Origin of the sequence: Sphingomonas sp. MMS24-J45 (genome assembly GCF_044881195.1) — a bacterium.
Lineage (GTDB): Bacteria > Pseudomonadota > Alphaproteobacteria > Sphingomonadales > Sphingomonadaceae > Sphingomonas.
Genome location: NZ_CP173255.1, coordinates 1584343 through 1600934, shown reverse-complemented (window position 1 = coordinate 1600934; position 16592 = coordinate 1584343). Strand labels below are relative to the sequence as shown.

10 protein-coding genes and 1 pseudogene are annotated in these 16592 nt (G+C 68.8%); 5 read left to right on the top strand and 6 right to left on the bottom strand.

The window, feature by feature from the left end:
• Window positions 1-110: 110 nt before the first annotated feature.
• On the bottom strand, window positions 111-1127 hold the full coding sequence (locus tag AB5I39_RS08080; protein WP_404373473.1) for a hypothetical protein: 1017 nt from the start codon (window positions 1125-1127) through the stop codon (window positions 111-113).
• Entirely contained in the window at window positions 1124-2473 is a 1350-nt protein-coding gene (locus tag AB5I39_RS08075; RefSeq protein ID WP_404374070.1) for a glycosyl transferase family protein, read from the bottom strand. The genes AB5I39_RS08080 and AB5I39_RS08075 overlap by 4 nt, the downstream gene beginning before the upstream one ends.
• Window positions 2474-2694: 221 nt before the next feature.
• On the opposite strand from AB5I39_RS08075, the gene AB5I39_RS08070 reads away from it, so the two are divergent.
• The 3 genes and pseudogenes from AB5I39_RS08070 (at window position 2695) to pbpC (ending at window position 10826) form a co-directional block, all read left to right on the top strand.
• Window positions 2695-3357, top strand: a complete 663-nt coding sequence (locus AB5I39_RS08070) for a hypothetical protein (RefSeq protein WP_404373471.1) — start codon at window positions 2695-2697, stop codon at window positions 3355-3357.
• Window positions 3246-8516, top strand: coding sequence for an alpha-2-macroglobulin family protein (locus AB5I39_RS08065; RefSeq protein ID WP_404373468.1), 5271 nt, complete (start codon window positions 3246-3248; stop codon window positions 8514-8516). The genes AB5I39_RS08070 and AB5I39_RS08065 overlap by 112 nt, the downstream gene beginning before the upstream one ends.
• Window positions 8517-8700: 184 nt before the next feature.
• Window positions 8701-10826 (top strand): annotated as a pseudogene (pbpC, locus tag AB5I39_RS08060) (penicillin-binding protein 1C).
• Window positions 10827-10890: 64 nt separating this feature from the next.
• Here the strand turns inward: pbpC and AB5I39_RS08055 are convergent.
• Both AB5I39_RS08055 and AB5I39_RS08050 read right to left on the bottom strand, forming a co-directional pair.
• Window positions 10891-11397, bottom strand: coding sequence for an RcnB family protein (locus tag AB5I39_RS08055; protein ID WP_404373465.1), 507 nt, complete (start codon window positions 11395-11397; stop codon window positions 10891-10893).
• 132 nt (window positions 11398-11529) lie between these two features.
• A complete protein-coding gene (locus AB5I39_RS08050; protein ID WP_404373462.1) occupies window positions 11530-12030 on the bottom strand; it encodes an outer membrane protein assembly factor BamE in 501 nt (166 codons plus the stop codon).
• An 81-nt stretch (window positions 12031-12111) separates the two neighbouring features.
• Here AB5I39_RS08050 and AB5I39_RS08045 point away from each other — a divergent pair, with 81 nt between their 5' ends.
• Together AB5I39_RS08045 and AB5I39_RS08040 are read left to right on the top strand one after the other, a co-directional pair.
• Window positions 12112-12681 (top strand): ubiquinol-cytochrome C chaperone family protein, encoded by a 570-nt coding sequence (locus AB5I39_RS08045; protein ID WP_404373460.1) that lies wholly within the window; start codon window positions 12112-12114, stop codon window positions 12679-12681.
• Window positions 12681-13217 (top strand): YceD family protein, encoded by a 537-nt coding sequence (locus AB5I39_RS08040; RefSeq protein WP_404373457.1) that lies wholly within the window; start codon window positions 12681-12683, stop codon window positions 13215-13217. The genes AB5I39_RS08045 and AB5I39_RS08040 overlap by 1 nt, the downstream gene beginning before the upstream one ends.
• Before the next feature lie 7 nt (window positions 13218-13224).
• On the opposite strand, the gene AB5I39_RS08035 is transcribed toward AB5I39_RS08040, so the two are convergent.
• Both AB5I39_RS08035 and AB5I39_RS08030 read right to left on the bottom strand, forming a co-directional pair.
• Window positions 13225-13761, bottom strand: coding sequence for a SixA phosphatase family protein (locus AB5I39_RS08035; protein ID WP_404373454.1), 537 nt, complete (start codon window positions 13759-13761; stop codon window positions 13225-13227).
• The gene (locus AB5I39_RS08030) at window positions 13758-16490 is read right to left on the bottom strand and encodes an ATP-dependent DNA helicase (RefSeq protein ID WP_404373451.1); all 2733 of its coding nucleotides are present in this window, start codon (window positions 16488-16490) and stop codon (window positions 13758-13760) included. Before AB5I39_RS08030 ends, AB5I39_RS08035 begins: the two co-directional genes overlap by 4 nt.
• Window positions 16491-16592 lie beyond the last annotated feature (102 nt).

The window sequence follows — 16592 nt, the reverse complement described above, 5'->3', positions numbered from 1 at the left end:
CCGAGCGGGCTATCCTTCGTACCCGCGTGCGGGGGACGGTCTACGAGAACCCCGGCGGCCAATTGGTCGCCGGGGTTTTTCGTGTCTTTTGCGATGAGTGGAGCGTTTGCTCAGAAATCCGTGCCCAGCGTCAACGCCGCGCCGGATCCCGGCCGCGCCGCGCCCGCCACACGCTGCCGCCAGTCGAGCATCACGCGCACGCGCTGTTTGCCGAGCGGCACCGACACACCGACCGAGGGACCGAGATCAAGCCGCGCCGCACCGCGTTGCGCGCCACCCCATGCTCCCGCGCCGAGCTCGACCGGCACGCCGCCGATCGTACCGAGCGGGTGGACGATCCGCACCGCGCCATCGGCATAGGGTTCGGTGGTAGCGCGCCGGATCACCCCGGCCTGCGCATACGCCTCCAGCCGGAAATCGCGCGGCAACGCGACCGGGTCGATGCCGCCGACTACGCCAAGCGCCGGTCCGCCACGACCGCCATTCAAGGCGAACCGCTGCTCGGCAACGATCCGCACCGGCAAGCGCGTCGGTTGCCACTCAACCCCGACCGCCGCCTCGCGCAAGCCGGGCCCGAGCGGTGTGGTGGCACGCGCCGCAAGCGCGATCCGGCGGCGGCGGTCGATCAGATAAGCGAGCCGCGCGCCCGCTTGCGATCCGCCGAGCTGTCCGCCGAGGCCGCCCGGCGCGACCCCGGCGCCACCCCGCGCGACCAGCCATGCACTGCCCGACCAGCGCGATACCGTGCGCGGCGCTGGCGTGACCGGCACGGTGCGCGGCAGGCCGGGGAGCAGGGCCTCAGGCGGATCGTCGGGAACCAGATCACCGAAGCGCACCAGCCCGAGCAAGGCGAGCGCGACGCGCGTCGGATTCGGGGCGCGACGCGGGGTCGCCGGCATGGTCGCGCGCTGAGCGTAGATCGATGCTGCGCCGCGCGACACGATCGACGTGCCGACGGGCAGACGGGCGGCTTGCGGCGGCGCATGGGCAGCGATCGGCACCGGGGCGATTGCCCGCAGAACCGCCGCCGGGGACTCGAGCGTCGGCCACAGCAGGACGACCCGCACGCCGATCCAGCCGCCCAGCACGATCCCCAGGAAGCGCAGCGGGCGCCCCTGCCCGCTCATCCGGCATCGCCTCGCACCGGCACGCCTGCCGTATCGGGAAAGACATGACGGGTCTTGTCCCACGTAAGCGCACCGCCGCGCAGCAATCGGACATAGGCGGTGACCGCACGCCGCGCCGCCAGCAACGCGACGAGATTGGCCACCAGCGCGCGCGGAAACGACCACAATGCCTCGCGCCAGCCATAAGCGCGGCCCGTGCACAGCGCGCGCAACGTGAGCCGCCAGCCGAGCAGCGCGCCGTTGATCCGCAGCACGAGTGTCATCGACCACGACAGCGGCGGCGCCGGAGTTCCCATCAGCGCGTGACCTGCCAGCGACGCGCCCCACGCGACCAGCGCGACATAAGCGATTGCCAGCACCAGCACGGCCAGCGGCGCACGGCGATCGCGCATCCGCATCCAATGATCGCGCCAGTCGAGGCTGCGCGTCCACCCGATGCGATCCCAACCGGCGAGCGCGATACCCGTCATCCAGCGCGCTTTCTGCCGCACCGCCGTGTCGAGCGTCGCGGGGAAATAGGCGCGCACTGCCACCAGCGGTCCGCCGCGCCGCTCGCGCACCCGCGCCAGCACACCGCGCCCGCCGCGCGCCGCGATGCGCAAGCCCAGTTCATAATCCTCGGTCAGCGATCCGGCATCGAACGGCAGTCCGCCCTGCTCCGCAGCGATCCGCTCGAGCATCGTTCGTTCGATCGCGCATCCGACCCCGGCAAGCGGCAGGCCGGCACCCAATGCCGCACGCACGACAAGGCTTTTGGCATGGGCTTCGGCAAATTCATCGGAATAATGACCCGAAATCAACGTCGCGCGCGGATCGATCAGCGGCAGAACCGGCACCTGCACGACGGCGAAATCACCTATCAGCGCATCGAAGAGGCGGAGTTCGCCTGCATGCACGAGATCCTCCGCATCGTGCAGCACGATCGCCGCGGCGCGGACGCCTTCCTGCGCCTCGTCGCGTTCCAGCGCACGCCACAGCGTGTTGAGGCAATCGGCTTTGGTCGTCGGCCCATCCTGCGTGCCGATCACCAGCCGAACGCGCGGATCCTCCGCCGCGACTGATGCCACCGCAGCGATCGTCGCACGATCGTTGGGATAGGTGCCGACATACAGACGGTAGTCGGCGTGATCGAGCCGCGCGAGCGTGGAGTGCAGCATCGCGCCGATCACTCCGGCTTCATCCCACGCCGCCACGAACACGGCGATTCGGCGCGAGGGCGTTGCGTAATCGCGGAGATCGCCAGGCACCGCCTGCGCACGCCGTTTGCGCCACGTCAATACCCACGCCAGATCGACCGCGAGATCATCGATCCCGCCGATCAGGAAGCCGATCGCGGCGAACAGCATCGTCTCGCGCAGGACAGCATCGAGCGCAGCCAACACCCACGTCGCGGCCCACTCTGCCCCCACCGAACGACGCCCCCCTCGACCGTTCCCCCGAGTTGATCTAGACAGTCATCAACATCCCGCGCGAACACGCAAATTTGCGACGAGACGCTCCATTCGTCGCTATACGTGCACGCTTCGTCGCGATATAAGATTGTGGTTACCGCGCCTGGGAGGGCCTGATGAAGCTGGCGTATCGTCTCGCACTGCTTGCCCTGGCGATTGCCCCCGTCACCGCGTTCGGTGATTCGAGCCCGCAAGTGGTGCTTGCCACGCCCGGCGTTGGGGATGGCGCGATCGAACGCTTCACAGCGCGCTTCAACCAGCCGATGGTGCCCTTGGGCGATCCCCGCGCAGCCTCGCCGTTCGACGTAACCTGCGCAGTCAGTGGACAGGGGCGCTGGGTCGACCCGCAGACGTTCGTTTACGATTTCGCCAGCGGCCTGCCCGGCGGCACAGTGTGCAAATTCAACCTGCGCGATGGGTTGAAGAGCGTCAGCGGCTATGCCGCAACAGGCCAGCGCGAATTCACCGTCGATGCCGGCGGCCCGGTCGCGCGCGCGGTCTTGCCCGGTTCGGAATCGAGCGAAATCGAGGAAGATCAGGTCTTCCTGGTCGCGGCGAACTTGCCCGCCACCCCGGCTTCGGTCGCCGCCAACGCCTATTGCTCGGTCAAGGGCGTGGGCGAGAAGATCCCCGTCGACGTGCTCGCGCCCGATCTCGCGGGCAAGATTTGGGCGAGCTCGGCACCAACAGCTGGACCGTGCGCAGCTTCCTCGAAAACGGCGGTCTGCCCGCCGCGATCCCCGCACCCGCCGATCGCGCGAAGGCCTATGCCGGGGTAACCGCGCTGCGATGCCACCGCCCGCTCCCGCCGGGGACCGACATGTCCCTGGTGTGGGGCGCAAACATCGTTGGCGCGGGCGGCAAGACTGCCGGCACCGACCAGCGTTTCGATTACACCGTCCGCCAGCCCTTCACCGCCAAGTTCGAATGCAGCCGCGTCAATGCCGCCGCAGGCTGCAACCCGGTCGAAAAGGCGTGGGTACGCTTCTCCGCGCCAGTATCGACCGAACTCGCCAAACAAATCCGCATCCAGACCGCTGACGGCAAGCTGCTGACCCCGACCATCCTCGATCAGGAAAACGACGGCGAGCGGGGTGATACCAAGACCAATGCGACCGTCTCGGCGGTCGGCTTCAAGGCTCCGCTGCCGGAGGCGCAGACCGGCAAGCTGACCCTGCCGGAAGGCGTGAAGGACGAGAGCGGACGGCCATTGTCCAACGCCGCGCGCTTCCCGCTGGAGGTGCGCTTCGGCGCCGCCCCGCCGCTGGTGAAGTTTGCCGCGACCTTCGGCATTCTGGAATCGAAGCAGGGCGGCGTGCTGCCGGTGACCGTGCGCAACGTGGAACCTTCGTTGCAGGGGCAGAACCTCGCCATCACCGGCCAGGCGTTCCGCGTCGATGGCACCGACAAGGAGATCGCCGAATGGCTCGGCACCGTCGCCCGAGCCGGCGATTACGAAACGCACGAAGAAAAGCGCGGCAAGGAAGCGATCCGCATCAACGATACCGGCGCGAAGCCGATCCTCGCCAAGGGCGAAGGTGCGGCGTTCCAGGTTGGCCTGCCCGGCAAGGGCAAGGATTTCGAAGTCGTCGGCATGCCGCTCGGCGGGGGCAAGCCCGGCTTCTACGTGGTTGAACTAGCGAGCCCGGTGCTGGGCCAGGCGCTGCTCGGGCGCAAGGCGCCGCGCTATGTCGCCGCCGCCGCGCTCGTCACCAACATGGCGGTGCATTTCAAATGGGGCCGCGAGAAGAGCCTCGCCTGGGTTACCGCGCTCGACACCGGCAAGCCCGTCCCGGGGGCGGCGGTGCGCATCACCGACAGCTGCACCGGCGAAAGCCTCGCGCACGGCACGACCGATGCCAGCGGCGCGGTGTTCGCGCCGCCCGGCCTGCCCGCGCCGGAAACCTATGGCGATTGCAAGTACGGCCAGGCGCCGCTGATGATCTCGGCCCGCGTCGGCGACGATTTCAGCTTCACGCTGACCGAATGGGGCCAGGGCATCCGCCCGTACGATTTCGACCTGCCCTATGGCTATTCGGCGCGCGGCGAGATGCTGCACACGGTGTTCGACACCGCGCTGATCCGCCAGGGCGAGACGGTGCATATGAAGCACATCCTTCGCACCTCGGTCGGCGCGGGATTCGGCCTCGCCCCGGCACTGTCCGGCACGCTCCGCCTGCAGCATCGCGGTTCGGACACGCAATTCGACCTGCCGCTCACCATCGACGCGAACGGCATCGGCACCAGCGAATGGACCGCCCCATCGGGCGCGCCGATGGGCGATTACGATCTGTCGGTGATCGCAGAGGGCCGCACGATCGAGACCGGGCAGAGTTTCAAGGTCGACGAATTCAAGCTGCCGACGATGCGCGCCAGCGTCACCGGCCCGAAGGAGGCGGTGGTCCGCCCAACCACCCTGCCGCTCGACCTGTTCGTCGGCTATCTGTCGGGCGGGGGTGCGTCCAATCTCGCGGTCGACATGCGCGTCGGCTATTTCGCGCACGACGCCAAGCCCGAGAATTACGAGAGCTACAGCTTCGGCGGGAAGGCGATCGCCGAGGGCACGCGCCCGCTGAACGGTGATGGCGAGGAGGAACAGACGCCGCTGCCGCCGACGCAGATGCTGCCCGCGACGCTTGGCGGCGACGGCACCGCGAAACAGACGCTCAGCGTGCCACAAGGCCTCGACGGCACGACCGACGTGCTGGTCGAAATGGATTATCAGGATGCCAATGGCGAGGTTCTGACCGCCTCCAAGCGCATCCCGATCTATGCCAGCGGCGTGCAGCTCGGCATCAAGACCGACGGCTGGCTGATGAAGCAGGACGATTTGCGCCTGCGCTTCGTCGCGCTCGACACCAATGGCAAGCCGATCGCCAATCAGGCGATTTCGGTCGCGCTGTACAGCCGCCAGATCCTGACCGCGCGGCGGCGGCTGATCGGCGGCTTCTACGCCTATGACAATCGCATGAAAACGACCAAGCTGGCGCAGACCTGCTCGGCCACGACCGACGCGCAGGGGCTGGCGACGTGCAAGCTCGACCCCGGCGTGTCGGGCGAAGTCTATGCCGTTGCCACCACCAAGGATGCGAACGGCAACGAAGCGCGCGCGACGCAGAGCGTGTGGCTGGCGGGCAAGGACGATTGGTGGTTCGGCGGCGACAATGGCGACCGCATGGACGTGATTGCTGAACAACCCTCGTACAAGGCGGGCGACGTGGCGCGCTTCCAGGTGCGCATGCCGTTCCGCCAGGCGACCGCATTGGTCACGGTCGAGCGCGAAGGCGTGCTCGCTTCTTACGTCACCCAAATCAGCGGCACCGATCCGGTGGTCGAGGTGAAGATGCCGGGCAGTTATGCCCCCGACGTGTTCGTCTCGGTCATGGTCGTGCGCGGCCGCACCGAAAGCAGCGTGTGGACCTGGCTACACGGCCTCGCGCGCAGCGTCGGTCTGGCGAGCGATCCGCCCGAGGGGCAGGAGCCGACCGCGCTCGTCGATCTCGCCAAGCCGAGCTACCGCATCGGCATCGCCAAGGTGAAGGTCGGTTGGGAAGCGCACCAGCTGAACGTCGCGGTGAAGGCCGACCGCCAACGCTATGCCGCGCGCGACGTGGCGCAGGTCGATGTGCAGGTGAAGACCCCCGATGGGAAACCCGCGCGCAGTGCCGATCTTGCCTTCGCGGCGGTCGATGAGGCGCTGTTGCAGCTCGCGCCCAACGATAGCTGGGATGTGCTGACCGCGGTAATGGGCGAACGCCCGCTGTCGGTGCTAACCTCGACAGCGCAGACGCAGGTCGTCGGCAAGCGGCATTACGGCAAGAAGGCGGTCGAGATCGGCGGCGACGGTGGCGGAGCGGCGGACGGATCGGGCCTCAACCGCGAGAATTTCAAGCCGGTGATCCTGTGGCAGGGCCATGTCGCGCTCGATGCCAATGGCCATGCGCGTATCCCGGTCGCGCTGTCGGACGCGCTGACCTCGTTCAAGCTGGTGGCGATCGCCACCGACGGGGCGCAGCTGTACGGCACCGGCATGGCGAGCGTACGCACTGCGCAGGATCTGTCGATCTTCGCGGGGCTCCCGCCCATCGTGCGCAGTGGGGATTTCTATGCCGCAGGCTTCACGCTGCGCAACGAATCCGACAAGCCGATGACCGTCACTGCCAAGGTCGACGTCACGCCCGCCATCGCGCAGGGCAAGCCGCTGACCGTTACCATTCCGGCGGGCGGCGCGGTGCCGGTGGCGTGGAACCTGACTGCGCCGGCCAATCTCGACCGGCTGCGCTGGCATGTCGTTGCCAAGTCCTCGGACGGCAAGGCGGTCGATCAGATTACCACCGATCAGACCGTCCAGCCGCTCTACCCGGTCGAAGTGTGGGCGGGCACGCTGGCGCGGATCGGGGCCGATACGACGATCCCGATCCAGCCGCCGATGGGCGCGCTCGCGGGTCGCGGCACGGTCGACATCCGGCTGGACGACACGCTCGCCCCGCCGCTCGAAGGGGTGCGCGCGTTCATGGCGCGCTATCCCTACGACTGCTTCGAACAGCGGCTGTCGCGCGCGGTGGCGTTGGGCGATGCTGCACAGTGGCAGGCGCTGGCGGGCGAAATCCCGGCCTATCAGGCGGATGACGGGCTGCTGCGCTACTGGCCGTCGGGCAGCCTGAACGGGTCGGAAGCGCTGACCGCCTATGTGCTGGCGATGACCGCCGATGCCGGTCTCGCGATCCCCGAAGGCCCGCGCGCGAAGATGATCGAGGGGCTGAAAGCCGTGCTCGACGGACGTCTCCGCCATGAGGAGTATGGCGATGTCCGGCTCCAGCGCGTCTATGCCTTCAACGCGCTGGCCCGTGCCAATGCGGCGACCCCGGCGATGCTCGGCCAGTTGAGCATGACGCCCAAGGAAATGCCGACCGCACTGCTCGCCGATTATATCGTAGCGCTCGACCATCTGCCCGGCCTGGCCAATGGCCCCGCGCTGAAGTCGGCCGCGGCCAACACGCTGCGCACGCGGCTGGTCTATGAAGGCACCCGGCTCGACCTGTCGGACAGCAGCAACCAGCCGTGGTGGCTGATGTCTTCGGGCGACGAAGCCTCGATCAAGGCGGTCATCGCCACGCTCGGCCGCCCCGGCTGGCAGGACGATGCGCCGAAGATGATGGTCGGGGTCGCTTTGCGCCAAACCAAGGGCCGGTGGGACACGACCACCGCCAACGCGTGGGGCACCATCGCAGCGAAGAAGTTCGCCAGCCTCTATCCGGCAAGCGCGATCGTCGGCGCGACCACGATGAACCTGGGTGGGCAGACGATCAGCAAGACCTGGCCGCTCGCCCCGCAAGCGCGCAGCGCCAGCTTCCCGCTGCCATCGATGTTGACCCCGCTGAAACTGGTGCATGCCGGGCCGGGGCCGTGGGCGAACGTGTCGGTCTCGGCGGCGGTGCCGCTGACCAAGGCGCTGTTCGCGGGCTACGAAATGCAGCGCAACGTCGAGGTGATCCAAGCGCGGACCAAGGGCGTGCTGACGCGCGGCGACGTCGTCAAGGTGACGATCACGGTGAAGGCGAGCGCCGAGCGCAACTGGGTCGTGATCAACGATCCGATCCCGGCGGGTGCGACGATCATCGGCGATCTGGGCGGCCAGTCGCAGATGCTGGCGGGGCAAGCGTCGGCGGGTCCGGGCACCAAGTTCGAGGCGCGCGATGCGGACGGCAAGCTGTGGGACATTCAGGTCGGCGTGGTGCCCGCCTATGTCGAGCGGCGGAACGATGCGTGGCGGGCTTATTACGGGTGGGTTCCGCGCGGGGCATTCAGCGCGTCGTACATGCTACGCTTGAACGGGGCGGGGCGCTTCAGCCTGCCGCCGAGCCGGGTCGAGGCGATGTATTCGCCCGCGATCCGCGCGCAGCTGCCGCTTGCGCCGGTAACGGTGGTGCAGCGGTAACCTCTATCCCTGATGCCCCACCCCGGCGCACGCCGGGGCCCAGTCGCGAGCCGTTGAGTTGATCGAGTACCGCGCTCTCTTACGCCGTGTGTCGCGACTGAGCCCCGGCCTGCGCCGGGGTGGCGCGGGAGTGTGGGCGCGCCTTGAAAGGCTGAATGGCAGGATCGGCGACGGCGGAGCGGCCATCTGGGCCAAACTCCGCACCAAACGCGGCGTCACCCTCTCCGCCCTTGTGCTCGCCGTCATCGCCTTCGTCGCAGTCGATTACGCCACCCTGCCCCCGCCGCTACCCGGCTATGCGCAGGTGCGCGCCAGTTGGCACCCGTCCGAATCCTGGCTCTACGACCGGAACGGAGCGCTTATCGACAGCGCGCGCGTCGATTTCACCGCGCGACGGCTGGGGTGGACCGAGCTTGCCGCGATCGCGCCGGTGACGCGCGACACGATCGTCGCGGTCGAAGACAAGCGCTTCCGCAGCCACGGCGGGGTCGACTGGATCGCGCTGGCAAGCGTCGCACGCGACAAGGCGCGCGGGGAACGCGCGCGCGGCGCGAGCACGCTGTCGATGCAGGTCGCCGGCTTCCTCGCGCCCGATCTCGCCGCACCGGGCAAGCGGCATATCTGGGACAAGCTCCGCCAGATGCGCGCGGCGTGGAGCCTCGAATCCAGCTGGTCGAAGGACCAGATCCTGGAGGCCTATCTCAACCTCGCCGGTTTCCGGGGCGAGGCGCAGGGCATCGGCGCGGCGGCGCTCGGCCTGTTCGGCAAGACCCCGGACGCGCTGTCGCACGACGATGCGGTGTTGCTCGCCGCCCTGCTGCCCGATCCGCAGGCGAGCCCCGCCACGGTCGCGCGGCGGGCCTGCGCCGTCAGCCACGAAGCCGATTGCACGCGCTTTGCAGGCGAAGCGGCGTCGATGCTCGGCCCGGCGCGCAGCCTGGCGCTCGATCCCGGGCTTGCGCCGCATCTGTCGGATCGATTGCTGACCAAGCCGGGGCTCAAGATCACCACCACGCTCGACCGCCGCATCCAGACACTGGCGATCATCGCGTTGAAGCGGCAGTTGCAGGGCCTGGCGGTGCGCGCGCCCGCGATGGCGCGGTGGTGGTGGTCGACAATGCGAGCGGCGACGTGCTGGCCTATGTCGGCGGGATCGGCGGGGCCTCCACCGCGGCCTCGGTCGATGGCGCAAATGCCTATCGTCAGGCGGGGTCGACGCTGAAGCCGTTCCTTTATGCCCAGGCGATCGAGAAGGGCTATCTCACCCCGGCTTCGATCCTCGACGATTCGCCGGTGCAGCTCGACACGGCATCGGGCCTGTACGTGCCGCAGAATTACGACCGCGGGTTCAAGGGGCCGGTGTCGGCGCGCACCGCGCTCGCCGGGTCGCTCAACGTGCCGGCAGTGCGTACGCTGCTGCTGGTCGGGGTCGAGCCGTTCCGCGATCGTCTGTGGGACAGCGGTTATCGCGGGCTAGTCGAGGATGGGGCCTATTACGGCTATTCGCTCGCGCTTGGATCGGCCGAGGTGACCTTGCTCGAACAGGCCAATGCCTATCGCAGCCTGGCCGAGGGCGGGCGCTGGTCGCCGCTGCGCCTCACGATGAATGCGCCGAAAGAGGCGACGCGCGCCGTCACCACGCCGCAGGCCGCCTGGCTGGTCGCCGATATGATGGCCGACCCCAACGCCCGGGTCGCCACCTTCGGGCTCGATTCCGCGCTGCGCCTGCCCTTCTGGGCCGCGGTGAAGACGGGTACGTCGAAGGCGATGCGCGACAATTGGTGCATCGGCTTCACGCAGAAATACACCGTTGCCGTCTGGGTCGGCAACTTGGAGGGCGATTCGATGCGCGCGGTGTCGGGCGCGAGCGGCGCCGCACCGGTGTGGCGCGACATCATGCTCGCGTTGAACGCCGCCGATCCAAGCGGCGCACCACCCCGCCCGGCCGGGGTGGAGGCAAAGGCGATCAGCTTTACCGGCGGCATCGAACAACCGCGCATCGAATATTTCCTGACCGGGACCGCGCAGACGCGCTTCGCCGCAGCCCCGGCCGAATCCCGCCGCCCGCGGATCACCAACCCCGTGTCGGGCAGCGTCTATGCGATCGACCCGGATATTCCACCCGACCGACAACGCCTGTCGATCGACGTTTCGGGTGCCGCCACCGCGCACCGGCTGTGGCTGGACAAGACCGAGCTCGGCGCGGCGGACTCCGCCCCGCAGATCCTCCCTGCGCCGGGGCAGCACCGGCTGCGGCTGACCGATGCGGGCGGGCGCGTGGTCGATCAGGTGGTCTTCACCGTCCGCTGAAACGAACGACGGCCGCGCCCCCGGTGAGGGAGCACGGCCGCCGCCCGTGACGAACGCGAGAGGTTTAGCGGTAGAAACCGCGAATCACGTCGATCACCACGCCACGCCGCGTATCGACCAGGATCACGTCATTATAGTGCCGGACCCACTGCTGGCCCCAGGCCGGGCGACGCAGGTGATAGCGCCACGGATCGGCGATGATGTAGCGCGTCCCGTAGTAAGGCGCGGCGATCCGCAGGCCCGGGCGGAACGTCGTGTACCGGAACGGCGCGTTCCAATTGCCCCGGTTGTAATAGGCCGGGTTGCGATCGCGCCAGCCGCGCCAGTCGTCGCGGCCATAGGCGCGGTTGCGGTCGCGAATGTCCTCGCGCAGTTCCTGCCGCGCGTCGCGCACGTCCTCGCGCTGATCGCGGATTTCGCGGCGGTCGCCGGTGCGATAGGCTTGGCGCAGGTCGCGCTGTTCCTCGCGAAGCTCGCGCCGGTCGCGGCGCACTTCGGCATTCGACTGCGCGTTTGCGGCAACGGGCATCAGCGTTGCGGCCATCAGCGCGGTGACAATCAGTTTGCGCATCATATCCTCCATGTCTGGCCAGCCGAGGTGGCCGGTCCATGCAAAGGGATATGCACCGCGCGCCCTGAACGCCCCGCGAACGCCGTCGTCAGGATTCGGTCAGGGTTGTAACAAAGTGTAGCAGGCCGCCGATCAGGGCGTGTCGCGCCCGCCGCCCGTATTGTCGTTGCCGCCCTGCGCACCACCGACCGCGCCGACGGTGCCGATGTTGCCGAACAGTTCGTCGAAGAAGCTGCGCTTCTTGCCGAGCGTCGGCGTGGTCTTGCTCGACGGGCTGATCGACGCGACTTGCTCCACGCCCGAGCGGCGCACCGCGGTAACGACGCCCTTTTGATCGAAGCTGATGCGCAGCGTCATCTGATCGCGCACGCGCGGATTGTTATACGCGAAGTTCCGCGAATCGCGGGAGATATAGTACCAATCGCCCTGGTTGAATTCGGAAGTGAAGGTCGGCTTGCCCAGCACGGCAAGCACGGACTGGCGCGTATCGGTACCCGCCTGAACCGAATTGACCAGGTCGGCATCGACGACATACCCCTGGTGCGAACGGAGCGGCGCACACGCGCTGGCGCCGATGGCAACCACGGCGAGCAGGGCGACAGCCGTCATCTGGCGGACGGACTTCAGACGCATCGACACTCTCCGTTCAGGGCACGCAATCGTAACAGGCTATTCTGGCCACGGCGCATTGCATCGCGGGCCGTCTGCCTCAATATGCCGGGAAACGCGGCCAAACAAGGGCGCGACCATGATGTGACCGAGGACAATCGGATTTTGGGCTGGATCGACAGACTTTTGGGCCGCGAGCGCGACGAGGTCGCCTTGGCGCTGTACAACGGCGTGATCGCGACCGCGCGCGCGCCGCATTGGTATGAAACGGGCGGCGTGCCCGACACGCTCGACGGGCGGTTCGACATGGTGGCGGCGGTGCTGTCGCTGGTGCTGCTGCGGCTGGAGAACGATCCCAGTGCCGCTGCGGCCAGCGCGCGGCTGACCGAGCGCTTCGTCACCGACATGGACGGCCAGTTACGAGAGAGCGGTGTCGGCGACATTGGGGTCGGCAAGCATATCGGCAAGATGATGGGAATGCTTGGCGGACGGCTGGGCGCGTATCGCGACGGGCTTGCGGCGGGCGATCTGTCGGCGGCGCTGAAGCGCAACCTGTATCGCGGCGTAACGCCCGATGCGGCCGCGCTGACACACACGCAGGCGGCGCTGTTCGCCTTGCGCGACGCTTTGGCCGCGATTCCCGCTGCTGCCTTGATCGACGGACGGATGCCGTGATGTCGGCTGTTCCTCCACCCGAATTCTCGCGAATCGAGCGAATCGACACGATCGGCGCGGGCGCGCGCACCGTTTCGATCAGCGCCGACGAAGCCGAACGCGCGGCGTTGGCGACGCGCTTCGGCCTGCTGGCCGTTGATCGGCTGGAGGCGACGTTTTCGGTCCGGCGCGAGGCGGCCGGGATCGTGGCGCAAGGACGGGTCGATGCCATCGTCGTGCAGGCCTGTTCGGTGACCGACGAGCCGCTGCCGGTGACGGTTGCGGAAGAGGTCGCGCTGCGCTTCGTGACCGATCAGGAAGTGGCCGCCGAGGACGAGATCGAGCTTGACCCCGATGCGCTCGACACGATGGCCTATGACGGGAACGGCGTCGATCTGGGGGAGGCGGCGGCCGAGACGATGGCGCTGGCGCTCGATCCCTTTCCGCGTGGACCGAATGCTGCGGCGGCTCTGCGCGCAGCGGGGGTGATCAGCGAGGAAGAGGCGAAGCCGGCGGGTGCTTTGGCGGGACTGAAGTCACTCCTCGGAAAGGATTGATCGCGCTTCATTCCTCATCCGGGCCAAGACTCGGATCGAGATCGCGCGGCCGAACGAAGCGCGTCAGGCGGGCAGCTCCCGGTGCCAGATCGCCCCAGCCGCCGTCAAAGCTCAGTTCGGCGACCGTCGCGGTCGGATATTTCGCCTCCAGCGCGACGCGCAGTGGATCGGCCGATTGTGGCACCAGCCACAAAGCGAGATCCTCCAGCCCCGGATTGTGCCCGAGGAGCAGGATTCGGGACACGTCCGCGGGCATTTCGTGGACGAGATCGAGCAGGGTCACCGCCGACGCCAGATAGATACGGCGGTCCCATGCCGGCGCGAGCGTTTCGCCATAGGCCTGTTCGACCTGCTCCAGCGTTTCGACCACGCGGACAGCGGGCGAGGCGACGACCGAATCGAACATCATTCCGCTGCTGCGCAGATAGGCCCCGATCACCGCCGCCGCGCGCCGACCCCGGCCGTTCAGTCCGCGATCGAAATCGCGCTGCGCCGGGTCGTTCCAATCCGATTTGGCATGACGGAGGAGCGTGAGCGTCTTCACCTGTTCGTCTCCGTATCCGCAGTCGCGCGCGCCTCATGCCCAATTTGGCCGGGCGAGGGAAGCGCCGACGCGCGGATCACCGCTTCGTCGAGCGTGACACGGCGGATCGAGACGCCGGGCGGGAAGGCCGTGAGCAAGCGTGACGGCATCGCGGCGGACAGCAATACGAAGACACCGCGATCATCGGCGCGGCGGATCAGCCGTCCGAACGCCTGCGCCAGGCGGGCCCGCACGATGCGATCGTCATAGGCGCTCCCCCCGCCCGCCAGCCGCCGCGCGGCGTGCAGCACCGTCGGCTTGGGCCACGGCACGCCCTCCAGCACCACCAGCCGCAGCGATCGGCCGGGCACATCGACCCCGTCACGCAAGGCATCGGTGCCGAGCAAGGACGCCGCCGGATCGTCGCGGAAGATATCGACCAAGGTGCCGGTGTCGATCGGGTCGACATGCTGGGCGTAGAGCGCCAGCCCATCGCGAGCGAGCCGGTCGGCGATGCGGGCGTGGACCCCACGCAAGCGCCGGATCGCGGTGAACAGGCCGAGCATCCCGCCGCCGCTCGCCACGCCGAGGCGCGCATAGGCATTGGCGAGCGCGCCCATGTCGCCGCGCTTGACGTCGGTGACGATCAGCACCTCGGCCTGGGCGGCATAATCGAAGGGTGACGCCGCTTCGAACCGGCTCGCGCCGCGTTGCAGATGATGCGCGCCAGTGCGGGCTTCGGCGACGTCCCATCCGCCATCCTGCGCGCCACCACCGCGCAGCGTGGCAGAAGTGACCAGCACGCCGTGGGCCTGCTTGAGCACGGTTTCGGCGAAGGGCCGGGTCGGATCGAGCCAGTGGCGGTGCAGCCCGATATCGTACTCGCGCCCCTCGACTCGGTCGACCGCGAGCCAATCGACGAAGTCGGGCGAGGCCGGGCCGCCGATCCGCGCCAGCAGCGACAGCCATGCCGCCACCGTCTCGGCGCGCCAGCCGACCGAGGCGACCGCGCCCTCGATCCGGGCGCGTGCCGGGCCGTCCATCCAATCGGGCCCTTCGTCGAGCACCGCCTCCAGCCGCCGTCCGAGCGCGACGAGCGGGCGGACCAGCGCATCGAGCGCCTCCGCGGCCGGACCCGCCGCCTCGATCAGCGCGGGGTCAGGCTCAGCGAGTTCGGTCTCCAGGCCATAGCCCGCCTCGCCATCCTTCTCGGCGCGGGCATAGGTCAGCCCGCGCACCGCGGCGAGCAATGCCTCGATCGGCCCGAACGGCGCGCCTTCGCCGATCCGTTGCAGCCAGCCGTCGCTGGCGAGGGCCTGCGCCGCCGCCACCGCATCGCTGATCGCGCGGCCGCCTGCCTCGTCATAGCTCGCCACGTCGGACAGCCGCGCGGCAAGCCCGCGCCGCCGCCCGCGCCCGCCCGATTCGGGACCGATCACCCAGCGGCGCAGCTCGATCGTCTCGCTCCCGGTCAGCGCGGTCGAGAACATCGCGTCGGCGGCATCGAACAGATGATGCCCCTCGTCGAAGACATAGCGTGTCGGGCGGGTGGTCGATTCGCGGCCGCGCGCGGCGTTGACCATCACTAGGGCGTGATTGGCGATGACCAGATCGGCGTCGGCACTCGCCCGGGCGGCGCGCTCGATGAAGCACTTCCGGTAATGCGGACAGCCCGCATAGACGCACTCGCCGCGCCGGTCGGTCAGCGCGGTGGCACCATTCCGGCGGAACAGGGTGGTGAGCCAGCCGGGCAGATCGCCCCCGACCATATCGCCATCGGCGGTATAGGCCGCCCAGCGTGCGACCAGTTGCGCAAGGATCGCGGCGCGCCCGGCGAACCCGCCCTGCAGCGCATCCTCGAGGTTGAGCAGGCAGAGGTAATTCTCGCGGCCTTTGCGCGTTACCACCTTGGCGCGGCGCACGGCGGGATCGGGGAAGAGCCGCGCGCTTTCCTGCCCCAATTGGCGTTGCAGCGCCTTGGTGAAGGTCGACACCCAAACCGCGCCATCGGCCTTCTCCGCCCAGAGCGAGGCGGGCGCGAGATAGCCGAGCGTCTTGCCGATGCCGGTGCCTGCCTCCGCCAGCACCATGTTTGGCGCGCCCGCCGTCATGCGCGGCCCGAACGCCTCGCGTGCGGCCTGGGCATAGGCGCGCTGGCCCTGACGTTGCTCGGCGGCGCTGCCGGTGAGCGCGGCGAGGCGGGCCTGCGTTTCCTCAGGGTCGAGCGTCACGGTGCGCGGCTGCGAGCGGGCGGCGCCCTCGGACCATTCGGGCAGTTTGGTATAGAGCCAGCGTTCGGCCACCGCAGGCTTCTGCAGGCGCTGCGCCAGCACCGGCGCCCAGGTCCAGCGCAACCGGAACAGCGATTGCGCGGCGGTCCACGCCCCCTCCCGCTCGGGCCAGTCGCGTGCCGGATCGGTCAGGTCGAGCAGCGCCGCCGCTGCTTGGCGCAGGAAGCCCGCCACCTCCGCATCCTCGCGCGGGGCGGGGAGCCCGGCAACGCGCGCGAGGCCGCGCGGCGTCGGCACCATGAAGCGCGCCGGACAGAGGAAAGCGAACAGTTCGAGCAGGTCGAGCCCCGACAGATCGGCATAGCCCAGCCGCTGCCCGATCAGCGCGGCGTTGAGCAGGATGACCGGCGTATCCGCCGCAATCCGGATCGCCTCCCCCCGCCCGATCGGCCGCGTGCCCTGCTCATCCGCGATCCAGATGCCGCTGTGGCTGGCGTGGAGGGCGGGATAGGGGAGCATGGGATGGAGATAGCGCGTTGGAACGGAATGGCAACGGCGGGGTGGGGTGGACGGCCGAAAGTTGCGAAAGTTGCGGTCAGAAAGGATCGTGCGCGGGGGCTT

Coding starts and splice junctions, on each gene's coding strand:
- AB5I39_RS08030 (WP_404373451.1), bottom strand. CDS start 16,490: ATGCTCCCCTATCCCGCCCTCCACGCCAGCCACAGCGGCATCTGGATC.
- AB5I39_RS08040 (WP_404373457.1), top strand. CDS start 12,681: ATGTCGGCTGTTCCTCCACCCGAATTCTCGCGAATCGAGCGAATCGAC.
- AB5I39_RS08055 (WP_404373465.1), bottom strand. CDS start 11,397: ATGCGCAAACTGATTGTCACCGCGCTGATGGCCGCAACGCTGATGCCC.
- AB5I39_RS08070 (WP_404373471.1), top strand. CDS start 2,695: ATGAAGCTGGCGTATCGTCTCGCACTGCTTGCCCTGGCGATTGCCCCC.
- AB5I39_RS08045 (WP_404373460.1), top strand. CDS start 12,112: ATGCCGGGAAACGCGGCCAAACAAGGGCGCGACCATGATGTGACCGAG.
- AB5I39_RS08075 (WP_404374070.1), bottom strand. CDS start 2,473: ATGCTGTTCGCCGCGATCGGCTTCCTGATCGGCGGGATCGATGATCTC.
- AB5I39_RS08050 (WP_404373462.1), bottom strand. CDS start 12,030: ATGCGTCTGAAGTCCGTCCGCCAGATGACGGCTGTCGCCCTGCTCGCC.
- AB5I39_RS08080 (WP_404373473.1), bottom strand. CDS start 1,127: ATGAGCGGGCAGGGGCGCCCGCTGCGCTTCCTGGGGATCGTGCTGGGC.